The organism is Lentzea sp. NPDC036949 (genome assembly GCF_055608075.1).
The window spans coordinates 108,027-128,160 of record NZ_JBVJRA010000012.1 but is presented as its reverse complement, the minus strand read 5'-3'; the positions used below and the strand labels follow the sequence as shown (position 1 = coordinate 128,160).

General features: G+C 71.5%; 17 protein-coding genes and 1 pseudogene. 5 read left to right on the top strand and 13 right to left on the bottom strand.

The annotated features are described in order from the left end of the window. Positions 1-28: 28 nt before the first annotated feature. From ACZ7CD_RS30000 to ACZ7CD_RS29965, 8 genes and pseudogenes are all read right to left on the bottom strand, one after another. The gene (locus tag ACZ7CD_RS30000) at positions 29-2,182 is read right to left on the bottom strand and encodes a terpene synthase family protein (protein WP_458434160.1); all 2,154 of its coding nucleotides are present in this window, start codon (positions 2,180-2,182) and stop codon (positions 29-31) included. A gap of 336 nt (positions 2,183-2,518) precedes the next feature. Continuing rightward, positions 2,519-5,461 (bottom strand): AfsR/SARP family transcriptional regulator, encoded by a 2,943-nt coding sequence (locus ACZ7CD_RS29995; protein WP_470380202.1) that lies wholly within the window; start codon positions 5,459-5,461, stop codon positions 2,519-2,521. Beyond that, positions 5,458-6,045 (bottom strand): nitroreductase family protein, encoded by a 588-nt coding sequence (locus ACZ7CD_RS29990; RefSeq protein ID WP_360398047.1) that lies wholly within the window; start codon positions 6,043-6,045, stop codon positions 5,458-5,460. Before ACZ7CD_RS29990 ends, ACZ7CD_RS29995 begins: the two co-directional genes overlap by 4 nt. Positions 6,046-6,276: 231 nt before the next feature. After that, the gene (locus ACZ7CD_RS29985) at positions 6,277-6,852 is read right to left on the bottom strand and encodes a DUF742 domain-containing protein (RefSeq protein WP_458434162.1); all 576 of its coding nucleotides are present in this window, start codon (positions 6,850-6,852) and stop codon (positions 6,277-6,279) included. Beyond that, the gene (locus ACZ7CD_RS29980) at positions 6,849-7,247 is read right to left on the bottom strand and encodes a roadblock/LC7 domain-containing protein (protein WP_360398043.1); all 399 of its coding nucleotides are present in this window, start codon (positions 7,245-7,247) and stop codon (positions 6,849-6,851) included. Before ACZ7CD_RS29980 ends, ACZ7CD_RS29985 begins: the two co-directional genes overlap by 4 nt. Then, positions 7,244-9,343: a sensor histidine kinase gene (locus ACZ7CD_RS29975; protein ID WP_470380201.1), complete on the bottom strand. Its 2,100-nt coding sequence runs from the start codon at positions 9,341-9,343 to the stop codon at positions 7,244-7,246. Before ACZ7CD_RS29975 ends, ACZ7CD_RS29980 begins: the two co-directional genes overlap by 4 nt. Before the next feature lie 4 nt (positions 9,344-9,347). Beyond that, the gene (locus ACZ7CD_RS29970; protein ID WP_360398039.1) at positions 9,348-9,485 is read right to left on the bottom strand and encodes an MFS transporter small subunit; all 138 of its coding nucleotides are present in this window, start codon (positions 9,483-9,485) and stop codon (positions 9,348-9,350) included. 116 nt (positions 9,486-9,601) lie between these two features. Continuing rightward, positions 9,602-10,936: pseudogene (locus tag ACZ7CD_RS29965) on the bottom strand (OFA family MFS transporter); the annotation flags it as partial. Positions 10,937-11,091: 155 nt separating this feature from the next. Between ACZ7CD_RS29965 and ACZ7CD_RS29960 the strand changes: the two are divergent. Then, complete coding sequence (locus tag ACZ7CD_RS29960; protein WP_360398035.1) at positions 11,092-11,619, top strand: DUF485 domain-containing protein; 528 nt, start codon at positions 11,092-11,094, stop codon at positions 11,617-11,619. A gap of 3 nt (positions 11,620-11,622) precedes the next feature. Next, entirely contained in the window at positions 11,623-13,203 is a 1,581-nt protein-coding gene (locus ACZ7CD_RS29955; protein ID WP_360398033.1) for a solute symporter family protein, read from the top strand. A gap of 59 nt (positions 13,204-13,262) precedes the next feature. Here the strand turns inward: ACZ7CD_RS29955 and ACZ7CD_RS29950 are convergent, their stop codons facing one another. The 4 genes from ACZ7CD_RS29950 to ACZ7CD_RS29935 form a co-directional block, all read right to left on the bottom strand. Further along, the gene (locus ACZ7CD_RS29950) at positions 13,263-13,910 is read right to left on the bottom strand and encodes a response regulator transcription factor (protein WP_360398031.1); all 648 of its coding nucleotides are present in this window, start codon (positions 13,908-13,910) and stop codon (positions 13,263-13,265) included. After that, positions 13,907-15,376, bottom strand: coding sequence for a sensor histidine kinase (locus ACZ7CD_RS29945; RefSeq protein WP_470380200.1), 1,470 nt, complete (start codon positions 15,374-15,376; stop codon positions 13,907-13,909). Before ACZ7CD_RS29945 ends, ACZ7CD_RS29950 begins: the two co-directional genes overlap by 4 nt. Positions 15,377-15,384: 8 nt before the next feature. Then, positions 15,385-15,876: a phosphatase PAP2 family protein gene (locus tag ACZ7CD_RS29940; RefSeq protein ID WP_470380199.1), complete on the bottom strand. Its 492-nt coding sequence runs from the start codon at positions 15,874-15,876 to the stop codon at positions 15,385-15,387. Positions 15,877-15,958: 82 nt separating this feature from the next. Then, a complete protein-coding gene (locus ACZ7CD_RS29935; protein ID WP_470380198.1) occupies positions 15,959-16,498 on the bottom strand; it encodes a DinB family protein in 540 nt (179 codons plus the stop codon). A gap of 56 nt (positions 16,499-16,554) precedes the next feature. Here ACZ7CD_RS29935 and ACZ7CD_RS29930 point away from each other — a divergent pair, with 56 nt between their 5' ends. The 3 genes from ACZ7CD_RS29930 (at position 16,555) to ACZ7CD_RS29920 (ending at position 18,417) form a co-directional block, all read left to right on the top strand. After that, the gene (locus ACZ7CD_RS29930; RefSeq protein ID WP_470371367.1) at positions 16,555-17,523 is read left to right on the top strand and encodes a peptidase; all 969 of its coding nucleotides are present in this window, start codon (positions 16,555-16,557) and stop codon (positions 17,521-17,523) included. A gap of 35 nt (positions 17,524-17,558) precedes the next feature. Next, positions 17,559-17,753 carry a hypothetical protein gene (locus ACZ7CD_RS29925; protein WP_458434166.1) on the top strand — a complete coding sequence of 65 codons (195 nt, stop codon included), beginning with the start codon at positions 17,559-17,561 and terminating at the stop codon, positions 17,751-17,753. Between the two features lie 145 nt (positions 17,754-17,898). Then, positions 17,899-18,417, top strand: a complete 519-nt coding sequence (locus ACZ7CD_RS29920; RefSeq protein ID WP_360398020.1) for a DinB family protein — start codon at positions 17,899-17,901, stop codon at positions 18,415-18,417. Positions 18,418-18,498: 81 nt separating this feature from the next. Here ACZ7CD_RS29920 and ACZ7CD_RS29915 read toward each other — a convergent pair whose 3' ends face one another. Continuing rightward, positions 18,499-20,079 carry a sulfatase-like hydrolase/transferase gene (locus ACZ7CD_RS29915; RefSeq protein ID WP_470380197.1) on the bottom strand — a complete coding sequence of 527 codons (1,581 nt, stop codon included), beginning with the start codon at positions 20,077-20,079 and terminating at the stop codon, positions 18,499-18,501. Between the last annotated feature and the right edge of the window lie 55 nt (positions 20,080-20,134).

The following is a 20,134-nucleotide window of genomic DNA, read 5'->3' as shown; positions in this document are numbered from 1 at the left end:
CAGTGGCTGACCGGGGCTGACCGGGGGCTCAGCCCGGCGTTCGGGAGGTGAGCCGGGCGGCCGCGGTGCCCAGACCGGTGGGACCGCGGTGGAAGACCGGGAGCCGGCCCACCGGCAGCGCGCCGGCCTCGTCGTACCGGCTGGTCTCCTCGTGCCAGTGGATGATCCCGGCGATCCAGTCCTTCAGCTCGTCGGCGTACCGCGTCAGGCCGGCCCGCGCGCCGGCGTCCAGGGCCAGGTCGTCGAACATCTTCGGCAGGTCGGTCTCGACGGACCGCACGAACTGGCCGAGCCGGGCGTCCATCAGCGCGTAGGTCAGCTCGAAGGCACGGCTCTGCGGCACGCCGAGGAAGTTCTCGACGACGCGCACCATGTTGTGCACCTCGCCCTCGTGCTGGATCTCCTTGCGGTACGAGAAGACGTCGTTGAGCATCGTGCAGTAGTCCATGGCCGACCGCTCCATCGTCTGCACGACCCGCGTCTGCCACAGCTGCTCGGGAACGATCGCGGAGTGCGAGAAGCGGGACAGCGACGTCGTCAGCTCGGAGCCGAACGTGCTGCGCCGCATCTCCACGTAGTCCACCGGGTCCGGGATGCGGTTGTGGTGCATGTTGACCACCTCCCACACCCACGCGTCGAGCATGGCGTCGACGGTCTGGCGGAACGTGGCGCGGAAGGCCGGGTTCATCGGCGCCGCGGTCCGCTGCCAGAGCTCGGCCAGCGAGCGCTCCATCGCGTTGGCGGGCACCACGGTCTGCACGAGGTCGACCGGCATGCACGCCTTGAGGCGGGTGGTCTGCGTCTTCACGCCGAGCAGGTCGCGGGTCCGGCCGAACCACAGCGGGTAGGCGTCGTCGGCGTAGGTGCCCCAGGTGAGCCAGCAGCCGGACAGGTACAGCTCCTGCGCCGTCGCGTCCGGGTCGATGCCCGCCGAGCACAGCGGGAAGTCGAACCCGCGGACCTGGGCCTCGTCCCAGACGCCCTCACCGGTCATGCCCTGCTCGACCGCCCACGCGACCACCTGGTCGCGGGCCTGGTCCAGGTGCGGTGCCAGGGAGAGGGTGAACGGCACCTCGAACGCCGGCAGCGCGTACGGCTCGACGACCCTGGGCGTGCTGGAGAACTGCCTGAGCCGCTGCGGCAGGGTCTTGGCGAACGAGCCCAGGACGCCGAGCTGCGGCGGCGGACCGGAGTTCATGTACCGCGAGGACCGCAGGTGCCACTCGTGACCGCCCGCCTGCCAGTCCTGCAGGCCCTTCACGTAACCCAGGACGGCCGCGCGGCCGACGGGGTCGATGCCGTGCTCGTCGAGCAGGATCGGCACCTCGGTGAGCGCGGTGTGCTCGAACTGGTGCAGGCGCGAGGTCAGCAGGTCGTTGACGGCGTCCGCGGCGGCCTGGGTGGACAGGCCGAGGAACTTCTCGAACACCAGCACGCCGTTGGACAGCTCGCCCTCGTCGAGCACCTCGCGCTCGTAGGAGAACAGGTCGTTGCGCAGGTGCACGGCGTCGCTGAAGGTGTCGCGCAGCACGCCGATCGGCCGGGACAGCGCGATGCGCGCGGGCACCTCGAGGCCGACGGCGTGCTCGACGAGGTTCGCCGACCACGGTGCGCCACCGACCTTGCGGCGCATCTCCACGTACTCGATCGGGTTGGCGAGCCGGGCCGCGCTGATGTTGTGCAGCTCCCACATCGACTCGTCGAGCAGGTGCTTCGTGTTGGCGGCGAACCGCTCCCGCCAGTCGAGCGAGTGCCGGCCGACCGTGCGGCGCCACAGGTCGGCGAGGCCCTTCTCCACCGGGTTCGCCGGGTGTGCGGTGATGTGGCCGTCGACCGGCATGAACAGCGGCAACCGGTCGAGGTGGGCCTGCGCGCCCGGGACGTCCCTGGTGCGCTTGTACAGCTCGACGAAGTGGTCGTCGAAGTAGAAGACCCAGACGTACCAGTCGGTGATCAGGTCGAGCGCCTCCCCGTCGCAGTCGGGGTGCGTGTACGCGCAGAGCAGCGCGTAGTCGTGCGCTTCGAGGTCAGCGGCGGTCCAGATCACCGTGCCGTGCTGCGGCGCGTCGACCATGTCCATCTCGCGCGCCCAGGCCCGCGTGTGGACGCGGGCGCGTTCGAGGTTCGGGTTCAGCCGGGCCGGGTGGGGCGTGTAGAACTCCGGCAGCTGGAACGGCTGCATGGGCGTGGGACCTCCGCGCGGTGGACGTGATGCCCCGAACGCAACCAGTCCGGTGCCCGACGGCGCCAGATGGTGCGACCTTGATCCACACTTTGGCGGTGGGACGTCGCCCGATCAGATCAACCGGACGTTCACGGCGCACACTCAGCGCACCACTGCGCGCACGCAGTCCCGTCACCACCGTTCCGCCGGGTGAGCCGGTGTGACCGCGGTGGGGACGAGGTGTGGGCGGTGCCGCGCACCCTCGGTGGCCACACCACCGAGGGGAGCCGGGAATGCGCAGGACGAGGGACGTCGTGGAGCAGTGGGTGGCCGTGGCGGTCGTGGCCGCGGCCGTCACCGCGCTGGTGCTGCTGGGGCTGTGGTTGTAGCCGCGGCGAGGAGCGCGCGGGCGACGGCGACCGCCCTGGGCTGGTTCAGGCCCTCGGCGGCGCGGACCGCCCGTTCCCCGAAGGCGACGGCGGTCCCGTGGTCGCCGAGCGCCGCGTGCAGCCGGCACAGCTGGCCCAGCACGCGGTCACCGGCCCAGTGGCGGCCGGACCGCGTGATCGCGTCCACGCACCACCGCGCGTACCGGACGGCGTCGTGCAGCCGTCCCTCGACCTCGGCCGCGATGGCCAGCGCGAACGACAGGCCGAGCTCGCCGTAGCCGTCCTCGGCGTCGACCAGGCCGCGCAGCACCGCGTCGTCGTCGGCCAGCCCGGTTCCGGTGCGGCACAACGCCGCCGCCGTGCGTGCCATCTCCAGCGCCTTGGCCGGCCTGCCGAGCTCCAGCGCGGTGTGGGCGAAGTCGGTGCGCGCGAACGCCTCACCGCGCCAGTCGCCCGCCTCGTGGAACGCCGCGAGCGACAGCTCCAGGTGGGCGACGCACTCGTCGTCGTCGCCCAGGTTGTAGTGCACGAAGCTGATGTCCTGCAACGCCATCGCGGCCCGGTTGCGGTCGCCGTGCTCCTCCAGCAGCGCCAGCGCCGCCCTGATATGTGTCATGGCCCGGTCGTTGTCGCCGCGCAGCGCGTGCATCACGCCGACGTGGTGCAGCGCGCTCGCCTCACCGGTGGGCGCACCTACCTGGCGCATCAGCTCCAGGCCGCGTTCGAAGTGCCCCTGTGCCGCGTCGAGGTCGTTCGCCTCCCGCGCGGTGATGCCGAGCAGCCCGAGGACCGAGGCCTCCCCGCGCACGTCACCGATCTGGCGCATGAGGTCGAGCGCCGCGTGCAAGTGCTCGGCCGGGTTGCCACCGGGACGGGCGAAGTGCGCCCTGCCCAGGCCCTTCAACGCCTCCGCGCGGGCACGGAGGTCGCCGAGCTGGTACGCGGCGGCGAGCGCGAGGCTGTGCACCTCCACGCGGTCACGGCCGTGGCCGCGGTTCAGCAGGTACTGCGACAGGTGGTGCGGCAGCTGCCAGGCGTGCTCGTAGTGGCCCTGGTAGGCGGCCAGGTACACGGCGGCCCGCAGGTTGCGGCGCTCGGTGTCGAGCCACGCCGCGGCTTGGCGGGCGTTCGCGAGCGGCGGCGGGTCGAGCGGCGGGTACCGCACCGCCAGCGGGATCCGCGGGTTGCCGGGCGACATCAGGACCTCCGCCGCGGCGGCGTTGTGCAGGTAGTGGTCGAGGACGCGCACGACGCCCTCCTCCCGTTCGTCCGGGAGGACGCTCGCCTTCGCGTGGTCGGCCAGCAGGTCGTGGAAGCGGTAGCGGCCGTTGTCCCGTTGCTGCACCAGGTGTGCGTCCAGCAGCGCGTCCAGCAACCGTTCCGCGTCGGGCCGGGTCGTGCCGATCAGCGCGGCGGCGAGGGACGCGTCCCAGTCGTCGCCGGGGTGCAGCCCGAGCAGCCGGAACAACCGCTGCTGCTCGCCGGTGAGCTGGTCGTAGCTCATCGCGAACGCCTTCGCGACGCTGCGCTCCCCCGCCGCCAGCTCGGTCAGCCGCTGCTCGCCGAGCCGGCGCCTCAGGTCCTGCGCGGTCCACGCCGGCCGCGTCCGCCACCGCGCACCGGCGATCCGCACCGCCAGCGGCAGGCACCCGCACAGCCGGACGATCTCGCGGGCCGCCCGCGGGTCCTGGCCGGCGCGCGGGCCGACGATGCCCGTCAGCAGGTCCAGCGCGTCCTGCTCGGGCAGCACGTCCAGTGAGATCGTGTGGGCCGCGTCCAGGTCCACCAGCCGGTGCCGGCTCGTGACGAGCACCAGCCCGCTGCCCGGCAGCAGCGGCCGGACCTGCGCCGCGCTGACCGCGTTGTCCAGGACCACCAACGCCCTGCGGTGCGCCATCTCCGCACGCCACAGCGCCGCTCGCGCGTCCAGCTCGTCCGGGACGTCCCTCGCGGGCACCCCGAGGGCGGTCAGCAGCGCGTGCAACGCGTCCAGCGGCGTGCGCGGTTCGACGCCGTCGGTGTGCGAGTGCAGGTCCACGAACAGCTGCGCGTCCGGGAACCGGTCCTTGAGCCGGTGTGCCGCCCGCACCGCGAGCGTCGTCTTGCCGATGCCCGCCATGCCGTCGATCGCCGTGATCGCCACGCACCCCGGCGGCACCGCGGCGAGCACCCGGTCCAGGTCGTCCTGCCGTCCGGCGAAGTCCGCGATGTCGCCCGGCAGGTCGTTGCGCGCCCTGGGCCGGTTGTCCGCCCGCAGCACCTGCTGGTGCGCCTGCTGCAGCTCGGCGCCCGGATCGACGCCGAGCTCGTCGGCGAGCCTGCGGCGCACCTCCTCGTAGGCCCGCAACGCCTCGGCCGGCCGGCCGCTGCGGTGCAGGGCGTGCACGAGCTGGGCCCACATCCGTTCCCGCACCGGGTGCTGCCGGGTGAGCGCCCGCAGCTCCGGCACCAGCTGCTCGGGCCGGCCCCGGCGCAGGTCCCCCTCGATCCGCGCCTCCAGCGCCGCGAGGTGGGTCTCGACGAGCGCGGGCCCGTGGTCGCGTTCCAGCCGGTCGCTGCCGATGTCGGCGAACGGCCGCCCGCGCCACAACCCCAGCGCCACCTCCGGTTCCGCGTGCCCGAACAGGTGCAGGTCGACCTCGGCGGGGTCGACGTCGAGCAGGTACCCGCCCGGTCGCGTCCTGATCAGCTCCGGGTCGCCGAGGTCCTCCCGCAGCCGTCCGACCGTCGTCTGCAGCGCGTTGCGGGTGCCGCCGACCAGGTCGACGAGCTCGTCCACCCCGACCACCTGCCGCACCCGCACCAGCAGCGCGGCCAGCACCACCCGGCGCTTGCCCGGTGGCACGTGCACGTGCCGTCCGCCGAGCACGACCTCCAGCGGCCCGAGCAGCCGGAACGCCGTCGTCACCCCCACTGCCCCCAGCGCACGACCTCCTCGAACGCCGAACGCTTCCGCGTCCGCGGCGACGCCCCCGGCGACACCTCGGTCTCCGCCGGGTGCCCGATGGCGATGGCTCCGATCGGCTCGTGCGTGTCCGGCACGCCGAACTCCGCCCGGAACGCCGGCCACTCCTCCCGCGGTATCCCGAAGAACACCGCGCCCAGCCCCTCGTCGACCGCGGTCTGCAGGATCAGCAGCGCCGCCATGCCGGTGTCGACGTGCCAGTACGGCACCGGCCAGTGGTCCTCGCTGCGGTCGGTCCAGCCCTTGTCCGGCTGCGCGTACCGGTCGAGGTAGGTGTCCTTGACCGACATCGGCACCACCAGCACCGGCGCGGCCTTCGTGTCGTCGGTGGCCCAGACCTGGCACCGCTCCCGGAACCGTCGCAGCGACTCCCCCTGCAGCACCAGGAACCCCTGCCCCTGCGAGAACCCGGCCGACGGCCCGCGCACCGCGTTGCGCATGATCCGCCGCAGGCTCTCGTCGCTGACCGGCTCGTCGGTGAACTTCCGCACCATGCGCCGCTTGCGCACGACGTCCTGGAACTCCACGGCCCCTCCCCACAGATCGCCCGGCCCCCCGACCGTAGCGGACCCCCTGCTTGCCCCCGCATCTGCAAGTACCACCAACTCAACATCAACCAGCACTTTTCTACTACCAACAGCGCTTCCGGCTCCCCGCCGCGCCCGGCCAGGTTCGGTGTACGGCGAACAAGTTGGTGGTAGTCAGCGGCGGTTTGATCAAGGGTTGGTGGTACTTGCAGATGCCGTCGGCAAGGAGGGTCAGAGGCGGCGCAGGCCGGCCAGCACGCGTTCCATCAACGCGCCGTCGGGACGGTCGTCGCCGTACGACGACGCGGTGCGGTGCACGTCGATCAGGCCGTGGCCCGCCATGTCGCCGAGCAGCACCTTCGTGACGCCCAGGGGCAGGCCGCGCAGTGCGGCGATCTCCGCCACCGACCGCGGCTGCGAGCACAGCGCCAGCACCTCCTGGTGCTCCGGCCGGACCGCGGTCACCGACCGCTCGTTCACCGAGACCAGCGTCTCGATCTCGAGGTGCACCTCGGAGGTGGTCCGGCCACCGGTCCACGCGTAGGCGCGCACGATCGACGCCGACTCGATCGGCGGCAGCGGCGGCACCGGCTCGAACACCGTCGTGGCGTACGGGTCCGGCTGGGCGTACAGGTCGGGCCGGGGGAACACCGGCGGTGCGGGGCGGTCCGGTTCCGCCACCGGCTCGGGCGCGGGTTCCCGCTTGGCCCTGTGCTTGCGGCCACGGCGTCTGATCCGGTCGCTGTCCAGGCTGAAGCCGCTCATCAGGTCGCCGAAGCTGACCTGCTGATCGTCGTCGCCGCTCATGCCAGCTCTGCCCGCAGCTCCGGCGTGAGCAGCTGACCCACCTGCCGCACGACCACCGTCATCTCGTACGCGACCTGCGCGACGTCGCAGCCGGCGGCGGCGAGCACCGCGAGGACCGAGCCGTCGCTGATCGACATCAGCAGCATGACGCCGCGGTCCATCTGGACCACCGTGCGCACCACGGCCTCGCCCGCGAAGCACGAGGACGCGGACTCGGCGAGCGAGACGACGCCGGCGACGATCGCCGCGAACTGCTCGGCCGACTCCGGTGGGAGCTTCGAGGACGAGACCAGCACCAGGCCGTCGGCGGAGATCACCACCGCGTGCTCGATGCCGGGCGTGCGTTCGGCGAAGTTGGTGACCAGCCAGCCGAACTGGTCCACCTGCGTGCTCATCGACTCTCCTGCCGGTCGGGAAGGCCCTTCTGCACGCCGCGCTGGAAGGCGTCGAGGAAGCCTCGGGCCGACTCGGGCGTCTGGCGTGCGGGGGGCGGCGGGGTGCTCGCAGCGGGTGCGGCGAACCAGGACGCGTGCTGTCCAGGAACGCGCATGGGCGTCTGCAACGTCTGCTCCTCGATCGCCTCCCCGCGGAAAGACTCCCAGGACTCGTCCCGCCGTGGTGCCAGTTCGGCGGGAACCAACACGATCGCGCGAGTCCCCTTGCCTTGTTTCGCATCGAGACGTACCACGATCTGGTGGCGCGCCGCGAGCCTGCCGACGACGAAAAGTCCCATTTCGCGGAACACCTGCACGTCTGCGCCCTCGCCGGCGGCCTCCAACCGGCCGTTGACGGCACCCAGCGCCTCGGCGTCGAGGCCGATGCCCTGGTCGACGACGTCGATCTGCACGATGTCGCCGGCCTCGATGGACGCGCTGATGCTGACCTGGGTGTGCGGCGGCGAGAACGCCGTCGCGTTGTCGAGGAGCTCGGCGAGCAGGCGGACGAGGTCGCTCGCCACGTAGCCGACGACCTCGGCACCGGGCGCGGTGTGCACCACGACCCGCTGGTACTGCTCGATCTCCGCGGCCGCCGCGCGCAGCACGTCGGTCAGCGGGATCGGGCGGGTGAAGCGCCTGGCCACGTCACCGCCGGAGAGCACCATCAGGTTCTCGTTGTTGCGGCGCATGCGGGTGGCCAGGTGGTCGAGCTTGAACAGGTTCGCGAGCTGCTCCGGGTCCTCCTCGAACTTCTCCAGCTCCTCCATCAGCCTGAGCTGGCGTTCGACGAGGCTCTGGCTGCGCCGCGAGAGGTTCACGAAGATGTTGCGCATGTTCGCGCGCAGACCGGCCTGCTCCACGAGCGAGCGGACGGCCTGCCGGTGCACCGCGTCGAACGCGCGCGCCACCTGGCCGAACTCCTCGGTCGTGTGCACCGGCACCGGTTCGACCTCGGTGGTGCCGCGCCCGGTCGCCACCATCTCCGGCAGCTTCTCCCAGGCCACGTCCAGCGCGGAGCGGCGCAGCGCGTTGAGCGAGCGCAGCAGGTAGCGGCCGACGACGAACCCGACGGTCGCGGCCAGGATGAGGCTCGCGAACAGCAGCGCCGACGCGGCACCCGCGGCGTCGCTGGTCTCGTCGCGCAGCCGGTTCGCGGTGTCGCGCAGGTCGGTCTGCAGGCCGCGGACGACGCCGTCGAGCGACTCGGCGACCGCCCCGGAGGCCTTCGTCCAGTCCGCGGCCGCGATCGGCAACGGCCTGGGCCGCGCGCCGCCGGACGCCGCGGAGTCCGAGGTCGGGTGCAGCAGCGCCGCGCTCAGCATCTTGCGGTGGGCCTCGATGTCGGGGCCGTTGAAGCCCTGCCAGTACGAGTTCAGCTGCTCCGGCGTCGCGAGCGCGGCGAACTGGCCGGCGATGTAGCTGAGCTTCACGTTCGACTCGACCAGCGACCGCACCTCAGCCTGCGCGAGCAGCCCGCGGTCCAGGCCCGACAGCACGACCGCCTGCTGGTAGAGGACCTCCTCCTGCACGTGGAGCGCGTGGTGCAGGCCCATCGCGGTCTTCGACAGCGCCGGGTCGCCGAAGTCGCTCGCGAGCACCTCGTCGACGTCGAGCATCGACTCGGTCAGCGAGGTGTACTCCTTGACCGCGGCCGGCACGTCGGAGGTCTGCTCCCGCAGCGCGGGCAGCCGGGCGACCTTGGCCTCGACGTCGTTCATGCGCGCGGTGACGACCTCGCTGAGCGAGGCCTTCCCGATCGCGGTGCGCAACGCCTCCCGTGCGTCGTCGGTGCGGCGGACCTGGTCCCGCAGGACGTCCTGGCCGCCGCCTTCCGCGACGACCCGCCGTTCCGCCTGGACGCCTTCGACGACCGGGATCAGCGCGGTGCGGACCTTCTCCAGCCGCTGCAGTGCGGCGTAGGAGTCGGCCCGCTCCATGTGCGACTGGATCTGCAGGACGCCGGAGACCACCGCGATGGTGACCGGGACGATCAACACCGCGGCGAGCTTCACCGGCAGGCGCCAGTTGCGCCAGTTGACGAGCGTGGTGAACATCGGCTCAGACGAAGAGCTTCGCCGCGTTCAGGAAGAGGCGGTACAGCCCGTAGGCGAGTGGGATGCCCACCCACAGCCACGCGCCGACCAGCAACAGCAGCTGCGACTTCTCCCCTTGGGCAGAGTTCACTTCCGCGCTCACTTCTGCACCACGCCTTCCGACTTGTCCGCGTCTTCGGCCTTCTCGGCGGCGGTGTCCGCAGCCTCGGCCTCGTTCCACCTGGCCACGGTGGTCTGGTCACCTGCCGCGTCCCCGGTGGCCGCGGCCGCGGCCTTCGGCTCGTGGAACCTCGGGTCGACCGGGCGGATCAGCTCGTTCGCGACGAAACCGACGACCAGCAGGCCGATCATGATGTAGAACGACGTCGCGTACAAGTCCGGTCCGGTGTGGCCGGCCTTCTTGCCCGCGTCCGCGATGGCGTTGACGATCAGCGGCCCGAGCACGCCTGCCACCGACCACGCGGTGAGCAGGCGGCCGTGGATCGCGCCGACCTGGTAGGTGCCGAAGAGGTCGCGCAGGTAGGCGGGGACGGTCGCGAAGCCCGCGCCGTAGAACGACAGGATCACCATCGCGCCGATCACGAACAGCGGGACGCTGGTCGAGCCCATGGTCAGCAGCAGCAGGTACAGCAGCGCGCCGACGCCCAGGTAGAGGCGGTAGATGTTCTTGCGCCCCACCAGGTCCGAGGTGGACGACCAGACGATCCGGCCGGCCATGTTCGCGGCGCTGAGCAGTGCGACGAAACCGGTGGCGGCCGCCGTGGCGACCGGCGTGGACGACTCCTTGAAGAAGTCGACCAGCATGGGCGCGGCCTTCTCCAGGATGCCGATGCCCGCGGTGACGTTGAAGCACAGCACGACCCAGAGCAGCCAGAACTGCGGCGTCTTGATCGCGTTGTTCGCCGAGACGTTGTGGGGGACGACCGCCTTCGGCCGATCCTTCGCCAGCTCGGCCTTCGCCGCCTCGAACTCCTTGGAGGGCAGGCGGATCAGCAGCACGCCGACGGTCATGAAGACCGCGTAGGCGATGCCGTGGACCAGGAAGGCCTTGCCGATGCCCGAGGTCGAGGTGTTGCCGAACGCGGTGAGCATGGAGGTCGACCACGGGGAGGCGATCAGCGCTCCACCGCCGAAGCCCATGATCGCGATGCCGGTCGCCATGCCCGGCCGGTCGGGGAACCACTTGATCAGCGTCGAGACCGGCGAGATGTACCCGATGCCGAGGCCGATGCCGCCCACGAGGCCGTAGCCGGCCACGACGACCCAGTACTGGCCGGCCCACACGCCGGCGGCCGAGATCAGCAGGCCGGAGCAGAAGCACACCAGCGACATGAACATCGCCCAGCGCGGTCCGCGGCGCTCCACGGTCGTGCCGAGCACCGCGGCCGACAGGCCCAGCATCACGATGCCGAGCTGGAAGGGCAGGGCGCTCTGCGTCCCGGTGATGCCCAGCGATTTCTCCAGCGGCGTCTTGAAGACGCTCCAGGCGTAGGCCTGGCCAATGGAGAGGTGAATCGCGAGAGCCGCGGGCGGAACGAGCCAGCGGTTCCAACCGGGAGGCGCGATCGTGCGTTCGCGCGCTAAGAACCCCACTTTATCCCCAACCGTCACGAAAACGCGGACCGGACGATCCTAGGCCAGCCGCACACGTGCGACAACGGTCCGAACCAGTCGCGGTGATGTTGCGCATCTCGCAGCTCCGGTGCTGCCGAACCAGAAGATCCCTGCTGGACAACCATTTGAGACGAATGGACCTGTCCGATTTTGTCCTGTTCCCGGTACTCGCGCAGCTCCCAGCGGCGTTGACTGGACACGTGCGGGCGCTAGAGTGTGCCCGCACGCAGGAGGGGCGGGAGCAGATGACCAAGGCGATGTGGTCGCCTGGCGAAACACAGCACGGACAACCGGAAATCAGGGGTTTCGCGTCGTTCGACGACCCCGAGGCCTTGTCGTACGTCGATTCGAACGGCAAACCGAACTTCGCGCTGATTCAACAGAGCGATGAATTCCGGACCCTGCGCCGCCGGCTCACGACGTTCATCTTCCCGATGACCGCTTTGTTCCTGGCTTCGTACCTGACGTTCGTGCTGCTGTCCGCGTATGCGAAGGACTTCGTCAGCACGAAGGTCATCGGAGTGATCAACCTCGGGATCCTGCTGGGTCTCGGCCAGTTCGTCGTGTCCATCGTCATCACGCTCTCCTACGCGCGTTACGCCAAACGGAGGCTGGACCCGCAGCGCAGGCTGCTCGCCGAGAAGACCGGCGTCGAGGAGTAAGGCATGCCCACCACCGGCAACCCGGTGCTGAACCTCAGCGTCTTCGCGGTGTTCGTCCTGATCACCCTCTACATCGTCTACCGCTTCAGCAGCCGCAACGTGACGGCGTCGGACTACTACGCCGCGGGCAGCTCGTTCACCGGCGCGCAGAACGGCGTGGCGCTGTCGGGCGACTTCCTGTCCGCCGCGTCGTTCCTCGGCATCTCCGGCGGCATCGCGGCGCACGGCTACGACGGCTTCCTGTACTCCGTCGGCTGGGTCGTCGCGTGGCTCGTCGGCCTGCTGCTGATCGCGGAGGGCCTGCGCAACACCGGCCGCTTCACCGTCGGCGACGTGCTGGCGTTCCGGATGCGGCAGCGCCCGGTCCGCGCGGCGGCGGCGAACGCGACGCTGGTGATCTCGTTCTTCTACATGATCGCGCAGATGGCGGGCGCGGGCGGCCTGATCGCGTTGCTGCTCAACGTGTCCTCGAAGTGGGGCCAGGCGCTGCTGATCGCGGTCGTCGGCATGGTCATGGTGCTCTACGTGCTGGTCGGCGGCATGAAGGGCACGACGTGGGTGCAGATCATCAAAGCCGTCCTGCTGCTGCTCTGCGTGACGCTGATGAGCGTCTTCCTGCTCGGCAAGTTCGGCTTCAGCCTGTCCGCGATCATGGAGCAGGCCACCGAGCACAACGAGCTCGGGGCGGCGGTGCTCGACCCCGGCGCCAAGTACGGCTTCAGCGCGATGTCCAAACTGGACTTCGTGTCACTGGCGCTGTCGCTGGTGCTCGGCATCGCGTCGCTGCCGCACGTGCTGATGCGCTTCTACACCGTGCCGAACGCCGCCGAGGCGCGCCGTTCCGTGGTGTGGGCGACCTGGACGATGGTCATCTTCTACCTGTGCACGCTGGTGATCGGCTTCGGCGCGATGGCACTGGTGGGCACCGACAAGATCGCCGCGGCACCGGGCGGTGAGAACTCGGCGGCGCCGCTGCTCGCGTTCGAGATCGGTGGCGCGGTGCTGCTCGGCATCGTGTCGGCCGTGGCGTTCGCGACGATCCTCGCGGTGGTCGCCGGTCTGACCCTCGCGGCGTCGGCCTCGTTCGCGCACGACGTGTACGCCAACGTCATCAAGCGCGGCAACGTGGAACCGCGGCGCGAGATCAAGGTCGCCCGCCTCACCGCCGTGGTGGTCGGCGTGCTGTCGATCATCGGCGGCATCGCGGCGAACGGCCAGAACGTGGCGTTCCTGGTGTCGCTGGCACTGGCGCTGGCGGCGTCGGCGAACCTGTCGACGATCCTCTACACGATCTTCTGGCGGCGCTTCAACACCACCGGCACGCTGTGGAGCATCTACGGCGGCCTCGGGTCGTGCCTGGTGCTCATCATCTTCTCGCCGGTGATGTCCGGTGCGAAGACGTCGATCTTCCCGGACGTCGACTTCGCGTGGTTCCCGCTCGGCAACCCCGGCCTGGTGTCGATCCCGTTCTCGTTCCTGTGCGGGTTCCTGGCGACGATCTTCTCGAAGCGGGAGCCGGAGAACGCGGCACTGGCCGCGGAGATGGAAGTCCGCGCCATCTCCGGCATCGGCGCCCGCACCTGACCTTTTCCGGCGTCTGCAAGTACCACCAACTGCGAGTTGGTGGTACTTGCAGACGCCGGTCAGGCAGGGATGATGCCGGACTCGTGGGCGATGATCGCGGCCTGCACGCGGTTGCGGACGCCCAGCTGCCGGAAGATCGTGCTGACGTAGACCTTCACGGTGCCCTCCACGACGTGCAGGCGGGACGCGATCTCGGCGTTGGACAGGCCGGCACCGAGCAGGCCGAGCACCTCGCGTTCGCGGGCGGTGAGGACCTCGATGCGCTGCTGCGCCAGGGGTCGCGGGTGCGCGCGGGAGAGGCGGTCGACGACCCGCTTGGCCACCAGCGGCGACAGGTACGCGCCCCCGCTCGCGACCGCCCGCACACCGGCGATGATCTCCTGCGGGTCACCGGTCTTGAGCACGAACCCGGCCGCGCCCTCCCCCAGCGCCCTGCTGATGTACGCGTCGTCGGCGAACGTGGTCAGCACCAGCGTCTTCGTGCCGGGGTGGCACTCGCGGACCACCTTCGCCGCGTCCAGCCCGTCGAACACCGGCATGCGGATGTCGAGCACGGCCACGTCCGGCCGGTGGCGGGCCACGAGGTCGATCGCCTGGCTGCCGTTCTCCGCCTCCGCGACCACCTCGACGTCCCCCGCGGTCGCGAGCACGGCCTTCACGCCGAACCTGACCACCGGCTCGTCGTCCGCGAGCACGACCCTGATCAACCGCTCCTCCTCGCGAGCCACAGCTTGGACACGAGCCGATCATCCCGGAAGCACAGCTGGTGCAGGTCGTGGCGGTCGCCGTCGAACGGGTTGGGGTGCGTGCTGTAGTAGCGGCAGTCGGTGCCCGGCGGTGCGGTGACGCCGAGCGGGTTGTCGACGCGGGTGCGCAGCGGCAGGTCCAGGTCGTCCTCGCGCTGCCCCGGCTGGGCGCGGTCGAACTGCTGCGGGGTGAGCACGGACGTCGCCGCGTCGAACACCATGTAGCCCGGCACGCCGATCGCGATGCCCGCGCACACCACCGACGTGATCAGCACGGTTCGGCGGGCGGTCCGGCGGATCTCCTCCTCCGTGCCTTCGCGGCGCACGTGCGTGGGCGTGGTGCGGGCGCGCGGGCGTTCCGGGAGCTTCGCCCTGACCTCGAACCCGCCGTCGTCCGACGGGCCCGCCTCGAACCAGCCGCCGACGAGCGCGACCCGTTCGGCGAGGCCCACCAGGCCCTTGCCGCTGCCGACGGCCTGCGTCCGCGGCGCGGGACCGTTCGTGACGCGCAGCTCCAGGTTCGCGGTGAGGCGCACGCTGACGTCGGCGCCGGGGGCGTGCTTGATCACGTTCGTCAGCGCCTCGGCGACGACGCGGTGCACGGTCCGCGCGATGATCCCGTCCAGCGGCTCGGTGCGGTCGTTGACGAGCGCCACCCGCAGGCCGGAGCGGCTGACGACCTCCTCGACCGACGTGACCGGTTCGTCCGCGTCGGCGCGCAGCACCTGCATGACGTCCGCGAGGCGTTCCGCGGCGGCGGTGACGCTGGCCCGCGCGGTCCTGGCGGCCTCGCGTTGTTGTTGTGAGAGCGCCGGTTCCAGCTCCAGCGCACCGACGAGCAGTGCGGCTCTGGCCAGTTCGTGGCCCACGAGGTCGTGCATCTCACCGGCCAGGCGCGCGCGTTCGGCGTTACGTGCGTTCTCGGCGTCGCGTTCCAGCAACGCGGCGTGCTCCCAGCCGACCTCCTGCAGCTCGGCGTACCGGCGGCGGAACCGCCCGAACGCCCACGGCACCACGCCCAGGACGCCGATGCCGGACGTGACGGCGAGGGCGGTGTCGGAGCCACCGCGGTCGACCAGCGCCACGACCACACCGATGACCTCCGCGACGGTCAGCGTGATCGCGCCGACCCTCGGGTCACGCGCGTACCGGCCGGCGAAGAAGCTGGTGGCCGCGAGCGCGGGGGCCAGCGCGAGGACACCGGTGGCGCTGTCGAGCTCGACGCGCACGAGGTAGCAGACCAGCCACGCGCTGAGCGCCGAGCCCAGCGCGACAGCGGGTCTGCGGCGCACCGCGGCGAACGCCGCCGCGAGCACCGCGAGGTAGAGCAGGACCTCCCACCCGGCGAGGCGCCCTGCCCTGGTGGTCACGCCCGCCGCGACCACCGGCAGCGCCGCGCACACCCACAGGACCAGCCTCAGCCACACGGGGCCCATCATCCCAGCCGGCTCATCACCACGGTCGGCGCGTCGTCGGGCAGTGCCCGCCGCTTCGGCAGCACCCTGGTCAGCAGCACCGCGATCCCCCACGACACCAGCGCACCGAGGGTCAGCCCGGCCAGCACGTCGTGCACGTAGTGGACTCCCACGACCACCCGCGACGCCGCCGCTGCCAGCGCGCACACCGCCGCGATCCAGCCCAGCGCGCGGTGCATGGCCCAGATCGCCATCGCCGCCGCACCCGCGATCACCGAGTGGTTGCTGGGGAACGACCAGTCGCCCACCTCGGGGCACTCCGCGAGCGACGGCCTGGTCCGGCACGGCCGGTCCTCGCGCACCAGCAGCTTGACCACCTCGCTGACCGCGTAGGCCAGCACCACCCCCGCTCCGGCCAGGACGGCCCGCAACCGGAAGCGGAACCACAGGAACGCGAACATCAGAGCGAACACACCGAGCACCGCGTCGGTGCCCACAGTCAGCCAAGTCACCCGGTCGAACCTACGAAGCCCGGCGCCCGCGCACCTCTGGCGTTCGGAACCGGTGCACCTTAACTTTCGGCAAGGGTGGCCGTCAGCGCGTCTGCGCCGCCATGCGCTCCACCAGGGCGAAGTACTCCGGCGGGTTGCCGGCGCCGGTGCGGCCGTCGACCAGCTCGCGCACGACGTCGCAGTGCCCGGCGTGGTGGGCCGTCTCCGAGACCACGCGGACCAGCAGGTGCCCGAACGTGGTCTGCCGCTTGTGCTCGGCCCACCACGGCACGGAGGCGGGTGCGTCCAGCGGCAGCACGGCGATCGCCTCGTCGGTGTGGCGCCAGGCCGTGCGGTAGAGGTCGAGCAGGTACTCGCGGCTCTCGTCCGGTTTCGCCCACATGTCGGCGCCCTCCCAGATCGAACCGTCCTCGACCCACGGCAGCACGACCGGAGCGGGCCTGCCCACGCAGTCGCCGAGGTAGCCGAGCTCGATGCCGGCCAGGTGCTTGACGAGGCCGAGCAGGTTGGTGCCGCTGGGCACGAGCGGGCGGCGCACGTCGTACTCGGCCAGTCCGTCCAAAGAGGACACCACGGAGTCGCGGGTCTGCTGGAGGTAGTGGCGCAGGTCGTCGGCGATCATGCGACGAGTCTCGCAAAACCCGCCGGTGGGGCGCAGCGGGATGAGAGTGTCGGAGCGTGCAGAAACTCATCGTCGCCGCCGTCGTCGGCGTCTCGCTCGTCACCGCCGTCCCGGCCCACGCCGGCACCGCCCACCGCGTCGACGCCGCCGCGGGGTGGCTGGCCGCGCAACTGGTGGACGGCGAGCGGCTGGAGACCGACTTCGGTGGCGTGAAGTACCCGGACCAGGGCCTGACGATCGACGCGGTGCTCGCGTTCTCGGCCGCCCGCTCGGCCGACGGCCACGCCGACCGGGCCATCGCGTGGCTCGCGAAGCCCGAGATCGCCGGCGCCTACCTCGGCACGGACGGCGAGGCGTACGCCGGTGCGCACGCCAAGCTCGCCGTCGCCGCACGGGTGAAGGGCAAGGACCCGCGGGCGTTCGCCGGGCGTGACCTGCTCGCCGGGCTCACGGCCTTGCAGGCGCCCTCCGGCCGCTACACCGACCGGTCGCAGTTCGGCGACTTCTCCAACGCGTTCACGCAGTCGTACGGGGTCATCGCGCTGAAGGACGGCAAGGCCGCCGGGTACCTCGCGGCGAGCCAGTGCCCCGACGGCGGGTTCCCGGTGGCGTTCGAGACCTCGCCGTGCGTCAGCGACGTGGACGCGACCGCGATCGTCGTCCAGGCCCTGCGCTCGACCGGCAGGCCCACCGGCAGCGCCCTGACGTGGCTGCGGGGCCGGCAGCAGGCCGACGGCGGGTTCCCGAGCGCCCAGTCCGGTTCCAACGCCAACAGCACGGGCCTCGCCGCCCAGGTGCTGTCCGGTCAGAGCGCGGCGAAGGCCCGCGCGTACCTGCGGTCGCTGCAGGTCGGCTGCTCGGCACCGGTCGCGGACCGGGGCGCGATCGCGTTCGACGCGACCGGTTTCACCCCGGCGACGGCGACCCGTGCGACCGCCCAGGCCGTGCTCGGGCTGACCGGCGCGAACCTCGCCACGCTGCGCGGCGGCGGCCGGGACACGGCCGTGCGGCTGCACTGCCGATGAGTTTGCGGGCCCCGATCACCGGAAACCACCAGGGCATGACCGAACCCCAGCAGTTCACGACGCCCGAGGGCGGTGGCGAGCCCGTCGACGACGAGCCGGACGCGGTCGCGGTCGCGGCGGGCGAGGGCGGCCACGTCACCGCGCCCGAGGAGACCGCCATGCACGTCGAGGAGACCGAGGAGGGCGGCGGCCGGGTCGATCGCCCGGACGACGGTTACCTGAACCGGTGAACCACCGACGGTGACGACCACGTCACCGCCCTGTCGCTCGAACGCCGCTCAAGTTCCGCTTGAGCGGCGTTCGTCTAGGACACAAGCTGACCTCAAGTGGTCATAGAGTCCTTCGTGTCGGACAAACGAGCGAAGGACACAGGCGATGACCACCACCGAGATCCTCACCGGCGAGCGCGCGGACCTGCTCGAGAGCCTGCGGCAGCACCGCTGGTTCCTGACGTTCACCGCGCAGGGCCTCACCGACGAGCAGGCGGCGTCCAGCCCGACGGCCAGCGCGCTGTGCATCGGCGGCCTGATCAAGCACGTCGCGACGGTCGAGGAGAGCTGGGTCCGGTTCATCGAGCACGGCACGTCGGCCATGGAGGTCGACCACGAGTCGACGGACTACGAGAACCACGCCGCGAACTTCCGGATGGCGCCGGGCGAGACGCTGGAGGGCGTCCTGGCCCGCTACCAGGAGGTCGCGGCCTACACCGACCGGCTCGTCGAGACGGTCGACCTCGACCTGACGCACGCGCTGCCCACGGCGCCGTGGTTCCCCGAGGGCGCGACCCGGTCGGCGCGGCGGGTGCTGGTGCACATCGTCGCCGAGACCGCGCAGCACGCCGGCCACGCGGACATCATCCGCGAGACCATCGACGGCCAGAAGACGATGGGCTGAGCACGACGGTCCGGGGGACGACGGTCCGGGCTCGCGGTCGGCGCCGCGGCCCGGAGGAGCTTGAGTTCGGGCGCACCCCGGCTACGCCTCCGGCGGGGAGAACGTCGAGAGGAACTGGTCGCGGAAGTCGCTCATCCGCGACACCGGTGCCGTCGCGCCCGGACGGAGCCCGTCGTCCCACCCCCACTCCCCGACCCGCTCCAGCACGGCCGGGTCCCTGGCGACGACCGTGACCGGCACGTCCTTCGAGGCGCCCTCACCGGTCACCACCTGCGCGGGCTGGTGGTCGCCGAGGAACACGAACACCAGGTCGTCATCGCCGTAGCGCTCCAGGTAGGACACGACCGACTCCAGCGAGTACGACACCGAGTGCGCGTAGTCGGCGCGCACCGCGGCCGGGTCTCGGCCGAAGATCGACTCGGGCGGGTCGTCCGAGGCGGGCATGCCGGCGTAGACGGCGCCGTCGCCGAGGCGGTCCCAGTCGACGAGGTCCGGTGTGGGCGACCAGGGTGCGTGCGAGGACACCAGCGGGATCGCGGCCATCACCGGGCCCTGCCGCTTCCCGCGGACGTTGCGCTGGAACGACTCCAGCGTGAACTGGTCCGGTGTGGTCGCGTACCCGAAGCGCGGGCCGGTGTAGCCGAGGTCCTGCGCCGCGTAGACCTCGTCGTAGTGGAAGAAGCCGCCCTCCGGCCACGCCTGCGTGATGCCCGGCACGACGCCGGCCGAGTGCCACGACGCCTCGCGGAACGCGCGCGGCAGCGTGAGCCGGTCGCTCGCCACGAGGTTGCGGTAGCGCTGCTGGTTGTCGATCCACAGCCCGGACAGCAGCGTCGCCTGCGCCATCCAGCTGCCGCCGCCCGCGGTCGGCGAGGTCAGGTAGGCCGACTTCGCGGTGTACCCGCGGGCGTTCAGCCGCGCGCCGCCGTCGGCGAGCTTCGCGGCCACGTCGGGCAGGTCCAGCGCCGACCTGCCGTAGCTCTCCACGAAGGTGAACACGACGTCCTTGCCCTGCAACGCCGACAGCAGTCCCTGGCGGCCGCGGAACGCGTCGACCGCGGCCTCCCTCGCGAACACGTCCTGGTCGCGCAGCCCCGCCTGGAAGCGCCGCGCGTGGTCGGCCACCGAGGTCGCCGCCGCGTCGGAGTAGACCGGGACTCCCGGCACCGCAAGGGAAACGCACCCCACGACGGCGAGCGCGACGACCCGGACGACGACCGGGCGCCGTCCGGCGGCCACCGATCCCAGGCGCTGCACGGACACCGCGGCCAGCACCACGATCCCGGCGACCAGCGCGACCGCGAGCGCCACGGCCAGCACCGAGGCGAAGCGGCCGAACGTCACGTCCACGAAGTCGACCGCGGGCACCAGCAGCGGCCAGTCGAGCACGAGGTCGAACGGCCGGTACAGCACCGCGTCGAACCCGATGTCCATGACCTTCACGACGGTGAAGAGCCCCAGCGTCACACCGAGGACGAGCGCGGCGGGCCGGCGGAACCGGTCCGGCAGCAGCACGAGCAGCAGCACGCCGACGAGACCTTCGAGCGGCACCCGCAGGAACGCCTCGACCGTGAACCTCTCCAGGTCGCTCGGTGCGATGAGCACGAACAACACGAACAGCCCCGCCAGCACCGTGGCCGTCCGCCGCAACACCGTCCGCACCGAGTTTCCCCTTTCCCTGCTCCTGGGTTAAACGCGGCGCGACCCCGGACCGGTT